The following is a 19,963-nucleotide window of genomic DNA, read 5'->3' as shown; positions in this document are numbered from 1 at the left end:
CAACGTGTCGACAGTCCTACCGGCCCTGTGGAAATCATCCGTCTCCCGGCACACGGCCGCGGCCGTCCTCAGCGCGGCCACGACCTCGACGATCGTCATCGGCTTGCTGCTCGCGGCGGAACATGCGATCGGGCTGCGCGTCTTCGGCCTGCCGTATGTGGCATCCGCAGCACTGATCGCCCTCATGCCGAGCGCACCGCCGGCGCGTCCGGGTGTCATCCTCCGCGCGTATCCCGCCGCAACGATCGGTGCGCTCGCCATCACCGAACTGCTCGCCCCCTCGCAGACCGCTGCGGCGCTGTCGGCCGTGACCGCCGTCGCCGTCATGGTGTTTCTCCGCGCTCCTCACGTACCGGCGGCGCTGTGCGCAGGCGGAATAGGACTCGCCGATCCCGGTTTCGCATATTTGTGGCAGACCCTCGTGCCCGCGTTGGTGATCGTGCTGCTCGGTGCCGCAATAACCGGGCGTATCGTGCCAGGATTTTCTTATCCACCCGCGGGAGCGCGCCGTCGACGAGGCCCGGTCGAATCGGACCGGATCATTAGGTTCCGAATGGGCGCACGTTCGAAGTGAGTCCGACCGCCGCGCGACACCTCACTGTGCAGCGGGGCGGCCCGGCGCTCAGAGCCGCCGCATCACCGACACCACCTTGCCCAGCACGACCGCGTTGTCGCCGTCGATCACCGAGTATGCGGCGTTGCGGGGTTCGAGATACACATGGCCGTTGCGTCGCCGGAAGACCTTCACGGTGGCCTCACCGTCTATCATCGCCGCGACGATCTCGCCGGAGTGAGCCTCGTCCTGGCGGCGGACGACGACGACATCGCCGTCGCAGATCGCGGCGTCGATCATCGATTCCCCGCGTACGCGCAAGCCGAATACGGTGCCGGTGCCGACGAGTTCACGGGGGAGATCGAGCACTTCGTCGGGATGCTCCTCGGCGAGGATCGGTGTGCCGGCCGCGATGTCGCCGACGACGGGCACCGACACCCTGTTGTCGGTCGAGCGGCCCGCCGGCGATCCGGCCAGGAAGGGCCGCACATCGAGTTGGCGTGCCATCGCGGAGCCACGGCGCAGGAAACCCGCATCCTCGAGGAGCCGGAGATGCTTCGACACCGTCGACGTCGACTTCAGGCCGACCGCGTCAGCGATCTGCCGCGTGCTCGGGGCGGAACCGTGGGAGGCCACCCAATCCCGGATGGTCGCCAGAATCCGTTGCTGGCGAAGCGGAAGGGCGGAGGCGTCGAGGCCGCCGAACATATCGAGATCGTCGTAACCGGTCACCCGGCGATCCTAGGGGAGTGGCCGGACTCCTGAAACGGGCGATGGTGCGGGACCACGCAGGTGGTGCCGCACCATCATTCGTCGACCGGTGTGGTGGTGCCCTCGGTGAGACTCGAACTCACACTGCACGGGTTTTGAATCCGTTTCCTCTGCCAATTGGGATACGAGGGCGTGCTTGCGGAGACCACTGTAAGGGATCCGGCGCGTCGATCAAACACCGGTACCCTTCAATCGTTCCACCCCTTCGCGGGGGCCGCCAGAGCACGATGGGAAGGGCCGATCATGACTACCGCGCCGCACGACAGCACCGCAACTCCCCGGAGGGTCGTCGTTGCGGAAGACGAGACGCTGATCAGGCTCGATCTGGTGGAAATGCTCCGCGAAGAGGGTTACGACGTCGTCGGTGAAGCGGGCGACGGTCAGCGCGCGGTGGAGCTGGCCGAGGAACTCTCGCCCGACCTGGTGATCATGGACGTGAAGATGCCGCGGCGGGACGGGATCGACGCGGCGTCGGAGATCGCGCAGCGCCGCATCGCACCTGTGGTTATTCTCACAGCGTTCAGCCAGCGCGACCTCGTCGAACGTGCCCGTGACGCCGGAGCGATGGCGTATCTGGTCAAACCCTTCTCCAAGAGCGACCTCGTGCCCGCGATCGAGGTGGCGGTCAGCCGGTTCGCGGAACTGCGCGAACTCGAACGCGAAGTCGCCGGCCTGTCGGAGCGGTTCGAGGCCCGCAAACTCATCGATCGGGCCAAAGGCCTGCTCATGACGAAGCATGCGATGACCGAACCGGAGGCCTTCCGGTGGATCCAGCGGGCCGCGATGGACCGCCGCACCACCATGAAGCAGGTCGCCGAGGTCATCGTCGACACGCTCGGTTCCGAAGCGGCCGGCTGAGCCTCGGCACGTTACGTCCGGATCAATTCTTTCGCCCGAAATATAACGGTCGGGTCACAACGATTTCGGCTGTGTTCGAATCGTCACTTCTCCGGCTATGTTTCGACGACATCCGGCGCATCAGCCGGGGGGGACAGGCGATTGAAGGAGAGTTGGATGGCAAAACGGACCTATGTCCGCGCCGCTGCGGTTCTCGGTGCTGTGACACTCGTACTCGCGGGTTGTAGCTCGGACAGCGACGATTCCACGAGTGGTTCTGCCGAGGGCGGTGGTTCCGCGACTGCCACGACTGTCGACACCGACTGCGAACCCGAACAGGCCACGCCCGGGGCGACCCCGGCGACCGGCCCGCTGAAGATCGGCACCCTGCTCCCCGAGACGGGCAGCCTCGCGTTCCTCGGTCCGCCGGAGGTCGCGGCGGTGCGCCTGGCAGTGGACGAGATCAATGCTGCCGGTGGCGTCCTGGACCAGCCTGTGGAGCTGATCCCGGGCGACTCGGGCGACACCACCACCGATACAGCGAACGCCACCGTCGACCGGGAACTCGCCGCTGGTACCCAGGTGATCATCGGTGCGGCGTCGTCGTCGGTCTCGCTCAAGGTGATCGACAAGATCGCCAGCGCGGGCGTGGTCATGTTCTCGCCTGCCAACACGTCCGATCAGTTCGTGTGTTACGCCGACGGCGGCATGTACTTCCGTACCGCGCCCACGGACTCCCTGCAGGCGCAGGCACTCGCTCAGCTCATCGCCGAGGACGGCGCTCAGCGCGTCTCGATCCTCGCGCTGAACGACCCGTACGGCACGGGCCTGGCCGAGAACACCGTGACGAACCTCGTCGACGCCGGTATTTCGGAAGACCAGATCCAGAAGATCATCTACGACCCCAACGCGCAGTCCTTCAACGCTGAGGTCGACCAGGTTGCCAACTTCGGTCCCGACGCCGTGGCGATCATCGGGTTCGAGGAATCGGCCAAGATCATCACGCGTATGGCCGAGGTCGGCATCGGCCCGTCCGACGGCATGGCGGTCTTCGGTGTCGACGGGAACATGGGCAACGCGCTCGGCGACAGTGTCGCCGACGGCCTGCTCGCGGGTATGGCCGGCACGACCCCTCTCACCGACACCGGTGAGGCCTTCCAGCAGCGTCTGCTCGAGGTCGACCCCGCGCTCATCGACTTCAACTACGCCGGAGAGTCTTACGACGCAGCTATCGTGTCGGCGCTCGCCGCCGAGGTGGCCGGCTCCACCGCCGGCGTCGACATCGCGGCGAACATCAACGCGGTCACCAAGGACGGCGAGAAGTGCACGACCTTCCAGCAGTGCAAGGACCTCCTCGCATCGGGACAGGACATCGACTACGACGGCGCGACCGGCGAGCTGTCGTTCGTGGATGCCGGTGAGCCCGGAGTCGGCTCGTACGGCCGTCTCGTCTTCGGACCCGACAACACCTTGACGACCGAGGATTACATCGTCGTGGGTGGCTGACAGACGCAGGAAACATACGACGGGGCCGGTCATCCGGTGGATGACCGGCCCCGTCGTATGTTCGGGCGAGCGCGTCAGGGAGTCTTCTTCTCCTTGCTGCCCGCGAGAGTCCCTAGGTACAACTCGATGACCTTGGGGTCGTGCATGAGGTTGGACCCGGTGTCGGTGTAGGCGTTACGGCCCTGATCGAGCACGTACCCGCGGTCGCAGATCTGCAGACAGCGCCGCGCGTTCTGCTCGACCATGATGATCGACACGCCCGCAGCATTGATCTTCTTGCAGCGAATGAACACCTCGTCCTGGAACATCGGCGACAAGCCCGCCGACGGTTCGTCGAGAAGCAGGACCGACGGATCCATCATCAGGGCCCGGCCCATCGCCACCATCTGCCGCTCGCCGCCGGACAGGGCCCCCGCCTTGACCTTGCGGCGTTCCCCGAGCAGGGGAAACAGGCTCGAGACCCGGTCGAACTGCTCGGCGAACTGCTTGGGCCGCAGATAGATTCCCATCTCGAGATTTTCCTCGATGGTCAGCGACGGAAAGACGTTCTGCGTCTGCGGGACGTACCCCACGCCCTTACGCACGAGGACGTGCGCGGGCGCCGAGGTGATCGATTCGCCCCGGAGCGTGACTTCGCCCCGCCGCACCGGGATCAGGCCGAACAGCGCCTTGAGCAGGGTGGATTTACCGGCACCGTTCGGGCCGATGATCCCGACGATCTCACCCTCGCGGAGAAAGAAGTTGCAGCCACGCAGGATGTCGACGCCGGGGAAGTAGCCGGCGACGACGTCGTCCGCGCGCACGAGCGCACCCTCGGCCAACCGCGCGTGTTCGCCGGGGGTCGCGGCCGATTCGGCCGGGGTCATGGACCCGGTGGGTGGGGTATCGCTCATGACTTCTCCTGGGATCCTGGTAGATCGGTGGGGCGTACCGCGTCGGGGTCGGACAGGTCGGCTCCGGACTCGAGAACCTGCGCCTCGGCCTCGGCAAGCACCTCCGCCAACTCCGCGGTCGCGCCGACGGGATTGCCCTCGTCGTCGAATTCGAGTGCCTGGTCGTGGTGGCTGCCGAGATAGGCGTCGACGACCGCATTGTTGTTCGCGAGTTCGTCCGGTGGTGCTTCGGCGATCACCGATCCCTGGGCCATCACCACCACCCAATCGGAGATATCGCGGATGACATCCATGTCGTGCTCGACGAACACCACTGTCATGCCGTCGTCGCACAGCGATTTGATGTGCCCGAGAAGGCTTTGCGTCAGTGCAGGATTCACGCCGGCCATCGGCTCGTCGAGCATCACGATCGTGGGGTCGGTCATCAGTGCGCGTGCCATCTCGAGCAGTTTGCGCTGTCCGCCGGACAGTGACCCGGCGAGATCGTCGGCCCTCTGCTCGAGGTTGAACCGGGCGAGCAGCACGTGGGCGCGTTCGGTGATGGCGCGTTCCTGCGCGTGCCACGTCCAGGGGAGCAGCGCACCGGCCATCCGCTCACCCGTCTGGTGACGTGCCCCCAGACGGACGTTGTCGAGCACCGTCATCTTCGACAGCGCCTTGGTGAGCTGGAACGTGCGCACGATGCCGTGCCGCGCGACACGGTGCGGAGCCATGCGGCCGAGTGAGTGGCCGTCCATGCTCCACGTTCCGGTATCCGCGTGGTCGAACCCGGTGAGGAGATTGAACAGGGTCGTCTTGCCCGCTCCGTTCGGCCCGATCAGGCCGGTGATGCAGCCGCGCTGGATCTCGAGATGAGCGACGTCCACGGCTTTGAGCCCACCGAAGGTCCGGGAAACGTCGTCCACGACGAGGATCGGATCAACCTTCGGGCTTCCCGGATCGTGGGGGACATCCGCGAACACGGCGACTCGTTGTTCGCGCGACAGAGGCGTGCGGATGGTGGTGTCAGGCATCGAGTTGTACCTCCCGCTTGCTGCCCAGGATTCCTTGTGGACGGAACACCATCATCACCGCGATGAGGATGCCCAGGAGGACGAATCGCATCGCCCCGACCTGCTGTTCGGTGAGGGAGATCAGCGGATCGGGTCCGGAGATCGCCTGGCGCAGGAATGCGTCCGGGAGCGTGAGGATGAACCAGAACAGCATCGCCCCGAGGACCGGGCCGAACACGGTGGCCGCGCCGCCGAGGATCAACGCGCCGAACGCGAAGAACGTCTGCGCGGTGGAATAGAAGTCCGGGTTGATCGACTTGGTCTGCAGCGCGTTGAAGATGCCGCCGAGGCCGCCGATCATGCCGCCCAATACGAGAGCCTGCATCTTGTAGACGAACACGTTCTTGCCGAGGGCGCGGGCGGCGTCCTCGTCCTCTCGGACCGCCTTGAGGACGCGTCCCCACGGGCTGTGGGACAGCAGGTAAACGACGCCGCACAGGACGAGCACGAGCGTCCAGCCGACCACCATCGCCCACAGGTCGTCGCCGTAGAAGCGCATCCCGAGCAGGTTGTACTGCTTACCGGAATCGAAGGGGCTCCACGCCGTGAACGGACCTGCGAATCCCCACAGGCCGCGGGTCGATCCGGTGACGGAGTCGGAGGCGGTGGACCGGAACACCAACCGCAGGATCTCGGCTGCGGCAATTGTTGCGATCGCCAGATAGTCGGCTCGGAGCCGGAGCGTCGGGATACCGAGTAGGAGGGCGAGCAGCGCAGGGAGCGCGAGTCCGACGAGTACACCCACCCACAGCGGCTGGCCGTAGGTGACGGTCATGATGCCCACTCCGTACCCGCCGAGCAGCGCGAAGCCGATCTGGCCGAAGTTGAGCAGGCCCGCGTAACCGAAGTGGAGGTTGAGGCCGATTGCGAGAAGCGCATAGAAGATGGCCGACGGGCCGATCATCTGCGCGAAGGACACTTGGAGAACAGCGAGGAGGTCCATGTGTCACCCGATCCTTGTTCTGCTGCCGAGGATGCCCTGAGGGCGGATGACCAGAATCACGATGAGTACCAGCAGGCCGCCGATGTACTTCAGGTCGGGATTGATCACCAGTGTGGACAACTGCACGAGCAACCCGACGACGACACAGCCGAGCAGCGCGCCGTAGGCCGTTCCGAGTCCGCCGAGGATGATCCCGGCGAACATCAGGAGGAGCAGCTTGAAGCCCATCTCCCACTGGACGCGTCCTCCGAGCTCGGAGAGACCGAACAACACACCGCCGAGCGCGGCGAGTCCGCCGCCGAGGCCCCACACGAAGCGGATCACCTTCTCGACGTCGATGCCCGACGACGCGGCGAGATCGCGATTGTCGGCGACCGCACGCATCGCTTTGCCGATCCGGGTGCGCTGGAGCAGCAAGGCCACCCCGACCAGCACCACCAGGCTGATCACGATGCACGCGAGATTGACCGGGGTGATCGCGAGCGGACCCCACTGGAGCTGACGCTGTGCTTGGTAGTCGTTGTAGGGCTGGGCGCGGTCGGAGAAGAAGATGAGGATCAGGTATCGCAACGCGATGGCGAGACCGATCGACACCACGAGCTGTGCGATCAGGCCGGTGCGCCGCCGCCGTAGCGGCGCCCAGACCAGAGAGTTGTTGAGCCAGCCGATGATGACGCCGACGATGATCGCGAGGATCGTGGCGGGTATCAGCTGGATACCGAAGCTGACGTTGAAGACCCAGGCCGCGACCGCGCCCAGTGTCACCATCTCGCCGTGCGCGAAGTTCGTCAGACCCGTCGTTCCGAAGATCAGGCTCAGGCCGACGCCCGCGATCGCGATGATCAGGCCGAATCGCAGACCGTCGACGATGGTGCGGATCAGTGTCTCCGCGAACGCCACGTTCGACCCGGACCGTGCCTCACCGAAGGAGAAGATCACCGTGTTGGGCTGACCGGGGGCAACCTCACGGCTGACGGTCGACTGCACGCTCACGTCGTCGGGGAGGCTTTCCCCAACCACCTCGAAGACGTACGTGCCGGGCGCGACCGCGAGTTCCCAGCGCCCACCGTCGGCGGATTCCGTTTCGGCGACGAGCTCACCCGAGGCGTCCGACGCGCGGACGGTGACACCGTCGAGTCGTTCACCCCCGTTGTTGAGCGTGCCGCGAACGGTCACGGCGTCGTCGGGAACCTGAGAATCCTCCGGAGGGGCTGATGTGCCCGTGAGCGACGGGTCGGGAGGGTCTTGCGCGGCGGCGGCTCCGCCTCCGGCCACAAGGCCGAACATCACCGCTAGAAGCAATAACACTAGTTGGAATCCGGACGCCCATCGTCGTCTCCGGAGCCTCACCGTAGGGGCCACGCAGGTCCTCCCGAATCGGGTGCAAATGTAGGTCGATAACGACGCCTGGGCGGTGTCGTGAGAGCGCACTTTAGCGGCAATGACCGAATTGCACCGACATCCACGGTTTCCCACGTGTTTCGCTTCCGTTTCCCACGAAAACACCTGTGTTTCCGGAACCGGAGCGACGGGTGGGCGGACTCGGGCCTTCGACGGGTGTCGGGGCCGGTCCCTAGACTGAGCCCGTGACCCGTGCATCTACCTCGCCCACACCCACCGCGGACGCCGACGCCCGCCCGACCCTTCTCCTCCTCGACGGACACTCCCTGGCGTTCCGTGCCTTCTACGCGCTGCCGGCGGAGAACTTCAAGACCCACAGCGGGCAGACCACCAACGCGGTGTACGGGTTCACCTCGATGCTCATCAACCTGCTCCGCGACGAACAGCCCACCCACGTGGCGGCGGCCTTCGACGTCAGTCGCAAGACCTTCCGCGCCGAGTTGTTCGCCGCGTACAAGGCGCAGCGCAGCGCGGCGCCGGACGAGTTCAAGGGCCAGATCGACCTCACCAAGGATGTCCTCGGCGCGATGGGCATACCTGTGATGGCGATCGAGGGGTACGAGGCCGACGACCTCATCGCCACCCTCGCCACCCAGGCGAACGCCCAGGGATACAAGGTGCTCGTGGTGACGGGCGACCGCGACGCGCTCCAACTCGTCAACGACGACATCACCGTGCTGTACCCGCGGCGCGGCGTTTCCGACCTCACCCGCTTCACCCCCGAGGCGGTCGAGGAGAAGTACGGACTGACGCCGGCGCAGTACCCGGACTTCGCTGCGTTGCGCGGCGACCCGAGCGACAACCTGCCCGGCATCCCCGGCGTCGGAGAGAAGACCGCCGCCAAGTGGATCAGGGAATACGGCAGCCTCAGCGGCCTCGTCGACCGGGTCGACGAGGTGCGCGGCAAGACGGGCGACGCGCTCCGCGAGAACCTGTCGAACGTCCTGCTCAACCGTCAGCTCACCGAGATGGTGCGCGACGTCGCCTTGCCGTACTCCCCGGATCAGCTCGCACTCGCGCCCTGGGACCGCGACCGCATCCACCGATTGTTCGACGACCTCGAGTTCCGGGTGCTGCGCGATCGGCTCTTCGAGACGCTCGCCTCCGCCGAGCCCGAGGCCGAGGAAGGCTTCGAGGTGCGCGGCGGGATCGTCGAGCCCGGCGCTCTCGGCGACTGGCTCGCCACGCACGCTGTCGCGGGGCAGCGCCACGGGTTGTCGGTCGTCGGGCCGGGCACACCGTACGGGGGTGAGGCCACCGCGATCGCGATCGCCGCAGCGGACGGCGAGGGCGCCTACGTCGCCACGATCGCGCTGACGCCGGAAGACGACGCGGCGCTCGCGGCGTGGCTGGCCGACCCGACCATCGAAAAAGCGTTGCACGAAGCGAAATCCGCGATTCACGCGCTGCGGGGGCGCGGCTGGACCCTCGCCGGCCTCACCAGCGACACCGCGCTCGCGGCCTACCTCGTCCGGCCGGGACAGCGCAGCTTCAAACTCGACGACCTGTCGCTGCGCTACCTCAAGCGGGAACTGCGGGCCGAGAACGACGGCGACGGCCAGTTGTCGCTGCTCGACGACGCGGACGCGGTCGACGAGCAAGCTGCCCAGACCCAGATCCTCGCCGCGCGCGCGGTGGTCGACCTGGCTGCGGCGCTCGATGCGGAACTGTCCGACATCGAATCGGTGGCATTGCTCTCCGAGATGGAACTGCCGCTGCTCGAGGTGCTCGCCGACATCGAGGCCACCGGCATCGCCGTCGACGCGGACCACCTCCACGATCTGCAGTCCGGGTTCGCCGCCGATGTCGCCGCCGCCGCGAACGCCGCCTACGAAGTGATCGGCAAGCAGATCAATCTCGGTTCACCGAAGCAGTTGCAGGTGGTGCTGTTCGACGAACTGGACATGCCCAAGACGAAGAAGACCAAGACCGGGTACACCACCGATGCCGACGCCCTGCAGGGCCTGTTCGACAAGACCGGTCACCCCTTCCTGGAACACCTTCTCGCGCACCGGGAATCGACCAAGATGAAGACCACGGTCGACGGGCTCATCAAGTCGGTGGCCGACGACGGCAGGATCCACACCACGTTCAACCAGACGGTCGCGGCGACCGGGCGGCTGTCGTCGACCGAACCCAACCTGCAGAACATTCCGGTGCGCACCGACGCGGGCCGGCAGATCCGTGAGGGCTTCGTCGTCGGCGAGGGTTTCGACATGCTGCTCACCGCCGACTACAGCCAGATCGAGATGCGCATCATGGCGCACCTCTCGGGCGACGAAGGACTGATCGAGGCCTTCCGGACGGGGGAGGATCTGCATTCGTTCGTCGCCTCGCGCGCGTTCGGTGTCCCGCTCGACGAGGTCACCCCGGAGTTGCGGCGCCGGGTCAAGGCCATGTCCTACGGTCTGGCCTACGGTCTGAGCGCCTACGGTCTCGCGCAACAGCTCAAGATCTCCGCCGAGGAGGCGCGCGCGCAGATGGAGGCGTACTTCACGCGGTTCGGTGGGGTGCGCGACTACCTCCACAATGTCGTCGAGGAGGCCCGGAAGGTCGGCTACACCTCGACGCTGTACGGGCGCCGCCGGTATCTGCCCGACCTCAACAGCGACAACCGGCAGCGCCGGGAGGTGGCCGAGCGCGCGGCGCTGAACGCCCCGATTCAGGGCACTGCCGCCGACATCATCAAGGTCGCCATGATCGATGTGCAGCGCGCATTGCGTGCGGCGGACCTGCGGTCGCGGATGCTGCTCCAGGTGCACGACGAACTGGTGCTCGAGGTCGTCGACGAAGAACGCGACCGGGTCGAGGCGATCGTGCGGGAGAAGATGGACTCCGTGATCGACCTCTCGGTGCCTCTCGAGGTGTCGGTCGGTTACGGCCGCAGTTGGGACGCAGCCGCACACTGACCGGCGGTCCGTCACGCAGCGAACCCCGGACAACCACTTTCGACGACGATGCCCTCCCGACCATGTGGTCGGGAGGGCATCGTCGTGACGGCAGTGCCCGATCGTGAGGACCGGGCTCCGGCGGGTCAGTTCTGGGTGTTCTGTGCCTCCGCGATCTGCTTGCGCACATCGTCCATGTCGAGGGCCTTGACCTGGTTGACGAGGTCGGCGAGGGCAGCCGGGGGCAGTGCGCCGGCCTGGTTGTAGACGAGAATGCCCTCGCGGAACGCCATGATCGTCGGAATCGACCTGATGTTCGCGGCCGCCGCGATGCCCTGCTCGGCTTCGGTGTCGACCTTGGCGTGCACCACGTCGGGGTGCTCCTCGGAGGATGCCTCGAAGGTCGGGGCGAACTGCTTGCACGGGCCGCACCAATCGGCCCAGAAGTCGACGAGCACGATGTCGTTGTTGGTGACGATCTCGTCGAAGTTCTGCTGCGTGAGCGCCTGGGTTGCCACGGAAATCCTTTCGTCGGCGTATCGCCCGGTCCAACATCCGGATGTCTCGTTTTCTTCCCGCCACGCTACGCGAGCGCCCTCCGCCCGTGTGGGAGGTCGGCGCATCGACCGGGCGCCGGTGGTCAGGACACCGGTACCGCCTCGGCGGCGCGGAACGTACGGCGGTAGGCCTGCGGCGTGGTGTGGCGCAGCCGCAGGAAGTGCTGCCGAAGTACCGCGGCGGTGCCGAATCCCACGCGGTCGGCCACCACGTCGACCGGGAGATCGGTGGTCTCGAGGAGTCGCTGTGCGGCGAGGACTCGCTGGTCGCGCAGCCAGCGTGCCGGGGTGGTGCCGGTTTCGGCGGCGAAGCGGCGCGCGAAGGTACGAGGCGACATGTGCACCTTGGCGGCGAGCGCCGGAACGGGCAGGTCGTGTTGCAAGTTCTCGGTCATCCAGTCGAGGAGCGGAGCGAGGGCCTCGGACTCGCATTCCGGCAACGGCATCGCGACGTATTGCGCTTGGCCGCCGTCGCGGTGCGGGGGAACGACCATGCGCCGGGCGATCGAGTTGGCGACCTGGGAGCCCTGCACCGTGCGCACGATGTGCAGGCACAGGTCGATGCCCGCGGCGGTGCCCGCACTCGTGAGAACCGGGCCGTCGTCGACGTAGAGGACGTTCGGGTCGACCAGAGCCTTCGGGTACATGGCGGCGAGACGATCGGCGTGTCGCCAGTGGGTCGTGCAGCGGCGGCCGTCGAGAAGTCCCGCCGCACCGAGAAGGAATGCACCGGTGCACAGGCTCGCGACGCGGGCACCGCGGTCGACCGCCGCCCGGAGTCGCTCGAACAGCGGTTCGAGGTCCTCCGCATCGGCACCCTTTCCACAGAGGAAGGACGGATCATCGAGGGAGGCCACGTCGGTGCCGCCGGCGGGAAGCACCACCAGGTCGGCTTCGTCGATCTTCGCGAGGTCGTAGGGGGCGTCGACCGTGAACCCGAATCGGGTCCGGGGAGGAGTCGGGCTCCCGGCGATCAACGAGAAATCGTAGGTGGGCAGGCCGTCCTCGGACCGGTCGAAACCGAAGACTTCGCACGCCACGCCGAGTTCGAACATCTCGGTCCTGGGAAGGACCGGGACCACCACCGTCTCGAGTTTGTCGGACATGAAAATCAGTGTGACAGCCCCTTGGCAGAAATGCGAGCAATCATGTCTTTTCTGCCACTGTTGCACGATATCGGTGCGCGCGACGCTGGTAACCATGACCGCGCTGATACTCCTGCTCCTCGCTGTACTCCTGGTTCTGGACGTGCTCGCCCTCATGGAAAAGACGCCCGATACCCACTGGGAGACAACACAATTCGGAGAATACAAGTTCTGATCACCGTTCCGGTGCGCTCAGACCAGTCGCCATTCACGTTTGGCTGTACCGTCCCACCGACGGATCCCGCCACTCGTCCCGGCCAGGTCGCGTCCACCGATGTGCGCCGCGACCAAGGCGGCGCCGATCCGCTTGGCGGGCACCCGCCGAGCCAGGGTCACGTGCGGGGTCCATTCACCCGGCCGAATGTGCGCCGGCACCCCGGGGCACCCCGCAAGCAGGTCGAACAGTCGCGCGTGCAGGTCGAGGAGCGCGGACGACGGAACGACGAGTCGGGCCAGGGTCGCGTGACGGTCACCGAACACCACGACACCTCCGAGGCGTACCGGCACGGGAGTGTCGCTCAAAGTCGCACGTACCGAGTCCTCGACCTCTGCCGGGATCTCGGCCGAGACGAACAAGGTCACGTGCGGCCGATTGCTGGGCGAACGGATGCGCCCCTGACTCGCGACACCGGCGTCGAGCATCCTCGACCATTCCTCCCGCACTGCCGCGTCGAGGCTCTCGTCGAGCAGCAGTTCCACCGACTGCACCATGGTGAGCAATGATGACCGGGTGACCGAGGAGACCGCAACGCCCCGCGCTGCGACCACCCCGACCGCTACGACGCCGCACCGCATCGGACTGCTCGAAGGCGACGGCATCGGCCACGAGATCGTCCCCGCGACGCGGCGAGTGGTGGACGAGGCGGTCGCCGCGGCCGGAGGGCCCGGAGTGATCTGGGTGCCGTTGCCCATCGGCGCCGACGCGATCGACACACACGGAACCCCGCTGCCGGACGAGACGCTCGACGCGCTCGAGGACCTCGACGCGTGGATCCTGGGCCCGCACGACAGTGCGTCCTACCCCGAGCCGTACCGGAGGGAACTGCCCCCCGGCGGACGCATCCGCAAACACTTCGACCTCTACGCGAACATCCGGCCCGCCCGGGCGCTGGCCGGAGTACGCGCCATGTCACCGGAGATGGACCTGGTGGTCGTGCGCGAGAACACCGAGGGCTTCTACGCGGACCGCAACATGGCGGTCGGAAGCGGCGAATTCATGCCCACTCCCGACGTCGCGCTCGCCGTCGGTGTGGTCACGAGAGCCGCGTGCGAGCGGATCGCGCGTATCGCCTGCGACCTCGCCTCGAAGCGCCGGGGCCGCGTCACCATCGTGCACAAGGCCAACGTCCTGTCGATGACCACGGGCCTGTTCCGGGACGTGTGCCGCGAGGTCGCGCGCGGCTATCCGGGCCTACAGGTCGACGACGCCCACGTGGACGCGATGGCCGCGCTGCTGGTCCGCCACGGCGAACGGTACGACGTCATCGTGACCGAAAACATGTTCGGCGATATCCTCTCGGATCTGACCGCCGAGTTGTCCGGCTCGCTCGGGACCGCCGCCTCGGTCAACTCGTCGCGCACCAAGACGATGGCGCAGGCGTCGCACGGCGCGGCGCCCGACATCGCCGGTCTCGGCCGGGCCAATCCCGTCGCGCTGATTCTTTCTGCGGCAATGCTTCTCGACCGGCTCGGCGACACCTCCGATCCTTCCTTCGCCGCAGCGGCACGCAGGATCGAAGCTGCTGTGGATGCGACCGTCGGCTCCGGAACCGCCACGGCCGACCTCGGCGGGACGGCGTCGACTGCCGAGTTCACCGACGCCCTGATCGCGCATATACGCGAAAGCTGACCCCGGACGGATCGGCGCGGGATTCGGCGGCACGGGTCACGGAGTGGATACTGTTTCCCTGTGAAAGAAGCAGTGCGCACCCACGGCAGGGGGCACACCGGCGAAACACGTTTCACCGAAAACACCGGACATTCCGGACTCGAGGGAAGTGAACCGCGCCGCGGTCGACGGATCGCGGCAGCGGTCGTCTCCTTGTTTGCGGTGCTGAGTGTCGCGACAGGGTGTGTCGTCAACTCGGAATCGATCGTGCCTCCGGGCGACCGTGTCCATGCCGAGCGAGTCGACAGCATCGCCGCCCAACTGCCCGACTGGGCCTCCGACCCCGACCTCCAGATCGGTGTCAACGTGCCCTATGCCCCCAACGAGTTCCGTGACGACGACGGCACGATCGTCGGCTTCGGTGTCGAACTCGTGCAGGCGATCGGAGACGTGCTGGGTGTGCAGACAGTCTTCAACGAGGCCGACTTCGACCGGATCATCCCGGCGGTGCAGGCCCGCACCTTCGACCTGGGCTCCTCGTCGTTCACCGACACACTCGAACGCGAGGAAACGGTCGACTTCGTGACCTACTACAGCGCCGGCGTGCAGTGGGCGGAACGGACCGGCGAGCACGTCGATCCCGACAACGCGTGCGGACTGCGTGTCGCGGTGCAGACCAACACGGTCGAGGACATCGAAGAAGTCCCCGCCAAGAGCGACGCATGTGTCGCCGCCGGCCTCCCGCCGATCGACAAGGTCAAGTACGACAGCCAGGACGAAGCAGCGAACGCGCTCATCCTCGGACGCGTCGACGCCCTCTCTGCGGACTCACCGGTCACCGCCTACGTCATCGCCCGGAGCGAAGGCCGGCTCGAGGCCGCGGGACCGCTGTTCGACGCGGCGCCCTACGGCTTCGTCGTCGCCAAGGGATCACCGCTCGGCCCCGTACTGCAACAGGCGATCCAGCACCTCATCGACACCGGCGTCTACGCCGAGATTCTCGAGCGCTGGAACATGTCGGTGGGGGCCGTCACCACGTCACAGATCAATGCGGCAACGAGCTGAGAGGGAACCGATGAGCGAGCACACGCATCCGAGCAGCGGTGCGCCTGCGACCGAACCGGAACCGATCCAGGCGGTGCCGCTGCGGCACCCCGGACGATGGATCTCCGGGGCACTGGTGCTGATCGCGCTGGGCCTGTTCCTGTGGGGCGCGGCCACCAACGAGGCCTACCGCTGGGATGTGTACGGCCAGTACCTCTTCGACAGCCGCATCACCGCGGCAGCCTGGAAGACGGTCCAGCTGACAGCACTCGCGATGCTCATCGCCGTGTTGCTCGGCGTCATCCTCGCCGTGATGCGCCTGTCGCCGAACCCGGTGCTGAAGTCGGTGTCGTGGCTCTATCTCTGGGTCTTCCGCGGCACCCCCGTCTACGTGCAACTCGTGCTGTGGGGCCTGTTCCCGTCGATCTACAAGCAGGTCGACCTCGGAATCCCGTTCGTCCACCAGTTCGTCCACATCGACGTCCAAGGGCTCAACGCCGCATTCCTGTTCGCCGTCATCGGTCTCGCGCTCAACGAAGCCGCCTACATGGCGGAGATCGTCCGTGCCGGCATCGGATCGGTCCCGGAAGGCCAGGTCGAAGCGTCGACCGCGCTCGGGATGTCCTGGTCCCAGACGATCCGCCGCACCGTGCTGCCCCAGGCCATGCGCGTGATCATCCCGCCGACGGGCAACGAACTGATCAGCATGCTCAAGACCACCTCCCTGGTCGCTGCGGTGCCCTACAGCCTGGAGTTGTACGGCCGGGCGCGCGACATCTCGGGCGCGAACTTCCAGCCCATTCCGCTGTTGCTCGTCGCGGCGACCTGGTATCTCGCCATCACCAGCGTGCTGATGGTGGGCCAGTACTTCATCGAACGGCACTACTCGAAGGGGCTGAGCCGCCAGTTGACGAACCGCCAGTTGCAGGCCCTCGCCGACGCGCAGGAGATCCCGGCCGCCGCGCCGAAGAACCCGAACAACCCCGGAGGTGGGCTCGCATGACCTCGACCGAAACGCCGATGGTTCGCGCGGACCGCGTGTGCAAGAACTTCGGGGCCGTCAAGGTCCTCAAGGGCATTTCCCTCGAGGTGGGGCGCGGTCAGGTCGCGTGCATGATCGGGCCGTCCGGGTCCGGCAAGTCCACCTTCCTGCGGTGCATCAACCACCTCGAGCGTGTCGACGCCGGGCGCCTCTATGTCGACGGTGAACTCGTCGGCTATGCCGAGCGCGGCTCCAAGCTCCACGAACTTTCGCCCAAGGTCGCCGCGCGGCAGCGGCGCGAGATCGGCATGGTGTTCCAGCACTTCAATCTCTTCCCGCACCGCACAGCGCTCGAGAACATCATCGAAGCCCCGATCCTGGTGAAGAAGATCAAACGTGCGGAGGCGGTCGAACGGGGCCGGGAACTGCTTGCCCGCGTGGGGCTTTCCGACAAGGCCGACGCCTACCCGGCGCAGTTGTCCGGCGGCCAGCAGCAACGCGTGGCGATCGCCCGCGCCCTCGCAATGGACCCCAAGCTCATGCTGTTCGACGAGCCGACCTCGGCCCTCGACCCGGAACTGGTGGGCGAGGTTCTCTCGGTGATGCGTGATCTCGCCGACGGTGGAATGACCATGGTCGTGGTCACCCACGAGATGGGCTTCGCGCGCGAAGTCGCCGACGAACTCGTCTTCATGGACGGCGGCGTCGTCGTCGAAGCCGGCAACCCGAGTGAGGTGCTGTCGAATCCGCAGCACGAGCGGACCCGCGCGTTCCTGTCGCGCCTTCTGTAGCGCGCCGTCTGCGGTCGTGAGCCCGCCCGATCAGGCGGGTTTGCGGCTGCAGAAGATCGCGGTGCCGGGGAAGTACTCGCCGCGCAGCGGGCTCCACTGCCCCCACTCGCGGTCGAGGTGCTCGGGCCACTCGGGTTCGATGATGTCGTACACCTCGAGTCCGGCGGCGACGAGTTCGCGCACCCGGTCGCCGACCGTGCGGTGATGCTCGACGTAGGTGGCGATGCCGTCGTCGTCGAGTTCCACGTACGGGGTGCGATCGAAGTACGGGAACATCGCGACCAGTCCTTTTTCGGTCGGATCGTCGGGGAAGATCCAGCGCATCGGATGGTTGACGGAGAACACCCACCGGCCGCCCGGCCGCAGCACCCGCGCGACCTCCCGCATGACCTGCGCCGAATCTGCTACGAACGGCACCGCGCCGAAAGCGGAACAGACCACGTCGAAGCTTCCGTCCGCGAACGGCAGGTTCTCGGCCCCGGCTTGAACGAGCGGAACCCGGCGCGCCGGAGTCGTGCCCGCCGCATCCATTGCGGCCACTCCGCGCTCGAGCATCGCCATCGAGATGTCGAGTCCGATCGCGCGGGCGCCGTGCTCGGCGAGCCAGCGCGCACAGGGGGCGGATCCGCAGCCGATCTCGAGCACGTCCCGGCCGGCGATGTCGCCGAGCAGATGCACGTCGCCCTCGTGGAGTCCTTCGGGGCACCAGACGAACTCGCCCGCAGCCGAGTCGACACCGAGGAACTCGCCGTGGGTGCGGTGGTAGTCGTCGGCGTCGGCGTCCCACCACGCCCGGCTGGCGCGCTCACTGTCCCGCGACCCGAGCCGGACACGGCCCACCTTCGAGGTACCGAGCAGCGCGTTGGCGGTGGCGTGCCGATCTTCGGGTGACAGTTGGGACTGGTGAGGTGCTGTGCCGGAGGGGTTTTCGGAGCTGGCCATGGATGCGAGAGTAAAGGTGCCCGCCACGCGGGCGCGCGGGAGGGCCGTCCTGGTTTGCCCAGCTCCCGTGGGGGCGCGTAACCTGGTGATCGCGAGTGTCCGCTGCTCGGCTTCATCGGTCGGACGGGGACGCTCGCCGTGATTCGAACATCGCTCTCCGCAGTGTGCGATTCGCGTGCCCGACCGAAGTTCCATCAACCGACTATCAACCCGTCCGGAGCAACTCAAACACATGGCCTCCACCACCGTCACCTCGCCGCAGGTAGCCGTAAACGACATCGGCTCCGCCGAGGATTTCCTCGCCGCCATCGACGCCACGATCAAGTACTTCAACGATGGCGACATCGTCGAAGGCACGATCGTCAAGGTCGACCGCGACGAGGTGCTGCTCGACATCGGTTACAAGACCGAAGGCGTCATCCCCTCCCGTGAGCTCTCCATCAAGCACGACGTCGACCCCAACGAGGTCGTGTCCGTGGGCGATGAGGTCGAGGCTCTGGTCCTCACCAAGGAGGACAAGGAAGGCCGCCTGATCCTGTCCAAGAAGCGGGCTCAGTACGAGCGCGCCTGGGGCACGATCGAGGAGCTCAAGGAGAAGGACGAGGCCGTCAAGGGCACCGTCATCGAGGTCGTCAAGGGCGGCCTGATCCTCGACATCGGCCTGCGTGGCTTCCTGCCCGCGTCGCTCGTCGAGATGCGTCGCGTCCGCGACCTCCAGCCGTACGTCGGCAAGGAGATCGAGGCCAAGATCATCGAGCTCGACAAGAACCGCAACAATGTGGTCCTGTCGCGCCGTGCATGGCTCGAGCAGACACAGTCCGAGGTTCGCTCCGAGTTCCTGCACCAGCTCCAGAAGGGCCAGGTCCGCAAGGGCGTCGTGTCCTCCATCGTCAACTTCGGCGCCTTCGTCGATCTCGGCGGTGTCGACGGCCTCGTGCACGTCTCCGAGCTGTCCTGGAAGCACATCGACCACCCGTCCGAGGTTGTCGAGGTCGGCACCGAGGTCACCGTCGAGGTTCTCGACGTCGACCTGGACCGCGAGCGCGTGTCCCTGTCGCTCAAGGCGACGCAGGAAGATCCGTGGCGTCAGTTCGCCCGGACCCACGCGATCGGCCAGATCGTCCCGGGCAAGGTCACGAAGCTCGTTCCGTTCGGTGCGTTCGTGCGCGTCGAAGAGGGAATCGAAGGCCTCGTTCACATCTCCGAGCTGGCCGAGCGCCACGTGGAGGTTCCGGACCAGGTTGTCGCAGTCGGCGACGACGCGATGGTCAAGGTCATCGACATCGACCTCGAGCGTCGTCGTATCTCGCTGTCGCTGAAGCAGGCGAACGAGGACTACACCGCCGAGTTCGATCCGTCGAAGTACGGCATGGCCGACAGCTACGACGAGCAGGGCAACTACATCTTCCCCGAGGGCTTCGATCCCGAGACCAACGAATGGCTCGAGGGTTACGAGAAGCAGCGCGAGGAGTGGGAGTCCCGCTACGCCGAGGCCGAGCGTCGCCACAAGATGCACACCGCTCAGATCGAGAAGATGGCTGCCGACGAGGCCGCCGAGGCTGCTGCCGGCGTGTCCAGCAGCAACTACTCGTCCGAGACGGATGCGGAAGAGCCCGCCGAGCAGACCGGTGGCTCGCTGGCCAGCGATGCTCAGCTCGCTGCACTGCGTGAGAAGCTGTCCGGCAACGCCTGACAGATCTGATCGACTCTGATCGACGGAAGACCCCGCACCGATTGGCGGGTTCACATGATCGTCGCAACACTCTCAACGAGAGGTTGCGACGATCATGTCGTTTCAGGAGGACTGCGACCGATTCGGTAACCAACTCA

Annotated in this window: 18 protein-coding genes and 1 tRNA gene; 9 read left to right on the top strand and 10 right to left on the bottom strand. The window is 66.5% G+C overall.

Annotated elements, in window-relative coordinates:
- The first annotated feature begins 4 nt into the window (after positions 1-4).
- The gene (locus AC0B44_RS16415) at positions 5-574 is read left to right on the top strand and encodes an HPP family protein (protein WP_471903895.1); all 570 of its coding nucleotides are present in this window, start codon (positions 5-7) and stop codon (positions 572-574) included.
- Positions 575-622: 48 nt separating this feature from the next.
- On the opposite strand, the gene lexA is transcribed toward AC0B44_RS16415, so the two are convergent.
- Complete coding sequence (lexA, locus tag AC0B44_RS16410) at positions 623-1,285, bottom strand: transcriptional repressor LexA (protein WP_471903894.1); 663 nt, start codon at positions 1,283-1,285, stop codon at positions 623-625.
- 94 nt (positions 1,286-1,379) lie between these two features.
- Positions 1,380-1,456, bottom strand: a tRNA-Leu gene (locus AC0B44_RS16405).
- Positions 1,457-1,567: 111 nt separating this feature from the next.
- On the opposite strand from AC0B44_RS16405, the gene AC0B44_RS16400 reads away from it, so the two are divergent.
- On the top strand, positions 1,568-2,182 hold the full coding sequence (locus tag AC0B44_RS16400; protein WP_471903893.1) for an ANTAR domain-containing response regulator: 615 nt from the start codon (positions 1,568-1,570) through the stop codon (positions 2,180-2,182).
- 156 nt (positions 2,183-2,338) lie between these two features.
- Positions 2,339-3,667 carry an ABC transporter substrate-binding protein gene (locus AC0B44_RS16395; RefSeq protein WP_471903892.1) on the top strand — a complete coding sequence of 443 codons (1,329 nt, stop codon included), beginning with the start codon at positions 2,339-2,341 and terminating at the stop codon, positions 3,665-3,667.
- Positions 3,668-3,741: 74 nt separating this feature from the next.
- Here the strand turns inward: AC0B44_RS16395 and AC0B44_RS16390 are convergent, their stop codons facing one another.
- From AC0B44_RS16390 to AC0B44_RS16375, 4 genes are read right to left on the bottom strand one after another with little or no spacing between them, the layout of a single operon-like run.
- Positions 3,742-4,560 carry an ABC transporter ATP-binding protein gene (locus tag AC0B44_RS16390; protein ID WP_471903891.1) on the bottom strand — a complete coding sequence of 273 codons (819 nt, stop codon included), beginning with the start codon at positions 4,558-4,560 and terminating at the stop codon, positions 3,742-3,744.
- Positions 4,557-5,573 (bottom strand): ABC transporter ATP-binding protein, encoded by a 1,017-nt coding sequence (locus AC0B44_RS16385; RefSeq protein WP_471903890.1) that lies wholly within the window; start codon positions 5,571-5,573, stop codon positions 4,557-4,559. Before AC0B44_RS16385 ends, AC0B44_RS16390 begins: the two co-directional genes overlap by 4 nt.
- The gene (locus tag AC0B44_RS16380; RefSeq protein ID WP_072698960.1) at positions 5,566-6,555 is read right to left on the bottom strand and encodes a branched-chain amino acid ABC transporter permease; all 990 of its coding nucleotides are present in this window, start codon (positions 6,553-6,555) and stop codon (positions 5,566-5,568) included. Before AC0B44_RS16380 ends, AC0B44_RS16385 begins: the two co-directional genes overlap by 8 nt.
- Positions 6,556-6,558: 3 nt before the next feature.
- On the bottom strand, positions 6,559-7,842 hold the full coding sequence (locus AC0B44_RS16375; RefSeq protein WP_471903977.1) for an ABC transporter permease subunit: 1,284 nt from the start codon (positions 7,840-7,842) through the stop codon (positions 6,559-6,561).
- A gap of 299 nt (positions 7,843-8,141) precedes the next feature.
- Between AC0B44_RS16375 and polA the strand changes: the two genes are divergently transcribed.
- Entirely contained in the window at positions 8,142-10,865 is a 2,724-nt protein-coding gene (gene polA, locus AC0B44_RS16370) for a DNA polymerase I (protein WP_471903889.1), read from the top strand.
- 125 nt (positions 10,866-10,990) lie between these two features.
- On the opposite strand, the gene trxA is transcribed toward polA, so the two are convergent.
- The 3 genes from trxA to AC0B44_RS16355 all read right to left on the bottom strand — a co-directional run bounded on the left by trxA (position 10,991) and on the right by AC0B44_RS16355 (position 13,257).
- Positions 10,991-11,362 carry a thioredoxin gene (gene trxA / locus AC0B44_RS16365; RefSeq protein ID WP_471903888.1) on the bottom strand — a complete coding sequence of 124 codons (372 nt, stop codon included), beginning with the start codon at positions 11,360-11,362 and terminating at the stop codon, positions 10,991-10,993.
- Positions 11,363-11,484: 122 nt separating this feature from the next.
- Positions 11,485-12,507: a GlxA family transcriptional regulator gene (locus AC0B44_RS16360; RefSeq protein ID WP_471903887.1), complete on the bottom strand. Its 1,023-nt coding sequence runs from the start codon at positions 12,505-12,507 to the stop codon at positions 11,485-11,487.
- 231 nt (positions 12,508-12,738) lie between these two features.
- A complete protein-coding gene (locus AC0B44_RS16355; RefSeq protein WP_471903886.1) occupies positions 12,739-13,257 on the bottom strand; it encodes a 2'-5' RNA ligase family protein in 519 nt (172 codons plus the stop codon).
- On the opposite strand from AC0B44_RS16355, the gene AC0B44_RS16350 reads away from it, so the two are divergent.
- From AC0B44_RS16350 to AC0B44_RS16335, 4 genes are all read left to right on the top strand, one after another.
- Positions 13,256-14,395 carry an isocitrate/isopropylmalate dehydrogenase family protein gene (locus tag AC0B44_RS16350; RefSeq protein WP_471903885.1) on the top strand — a complete coding sequence of 380 codons (1,140 nt, stop codon included), beginning with the start codon at positions 13,256-13,258 and terminating at the stop codon, positions 14,393-14,395. The two genes, AC0B44_RS16355 and AC0B44_RS16350, sit on opposite strands and share 2 nt — an antisense overlap.
- 192 nt (positions 14,396-14,587) lie before the next feature.
- Positions 14,588-15,439 carry an ABC transporter substrate-binding protein gene (locus AC0B44_RS16345; protein WP_471903976.1) on the top strand — a complete coding sequence of 284 codons (852 nt, stop codon included), beginning with the start codon at positions 14,588-14,590 and terminating at the stop codon, positions 15,437-15,439.
- A 10-nt stretch (positions 15,440-15,449) separates the two neighbouring features.
- Positions 15,450-16,421 carry an amino acid ABC transporter permease gene (locus AC0B44_RS16340; protein WP_471903884.1) on the top strand — a complete coding sequence of 324 codons (972 nt, stop codon included), beginning with the start codon at positions 15,450-15,452 and terminating at the stop codon, positions 16,419-16,421.
- Complete coding sequence (locus AC0B44_RS16335; protein ID WP_471903883.1) at positions 16,418-17,191, top strand: amino acid ABC transporter ATP-binding protein; 774 nt, start codon at positions 16,418-16,420, stop codon at positions 17,189-17,191. Before AC0B44_RS16340 ends, AC0B44_RS16335 begins: the two co-directional genes overlap by 4 nt.
- Before the next feature lie 30 nt (positions 17,192-17,221).
- Here AC0B44_RS16335 and AC0B44_RS16330 read toward each other — a convergent pair whose 3' ends face one another.
- Positions 17,222-18,133 carry a class I SAM-dependent methyltransferase gene (locus AC0B44_RS16330; RefSeq protein ID WP_471903882.1) on the bottom strand — a complete coding sequence of 304 codons (912 nt, stop codon included), beginning with the start codon at positions 18,131-18,133 and terminating at the stop codon, positions 17,222-17,224.
- Positions 18,134-18,365: 232 nt separating this feature from the next.
- Here AC0B44_RS16330 and rpsA point away from each other — a divergent pair, with 232 nt between their 5' ends.
- Positions 18,366-19,826 carry a 30S ribosomal protein S1 gene (gene rpsA / locus AC0B44_RS16325; RefSeq protein WP_072698949.1) on the top strand — a complete coding sequence of 487 codons (1,461 nt, stop codon included), beginning with the start codon at positions 18,366-18,368 and terminating at the stop codon, positions 19,824-19,826.
- The last annotated feature ends 137 nt before the right edge of the window (positions 19,827-19,963 follow it).

It is taken from the genome of Rhodococcus sp. NPDC019050, from assembly GCF_055664235.1.
Note: the sequence above shows the minus strand (reverse complement) of the source record. Positions and strands in the feature narration are given on the sequence as shown.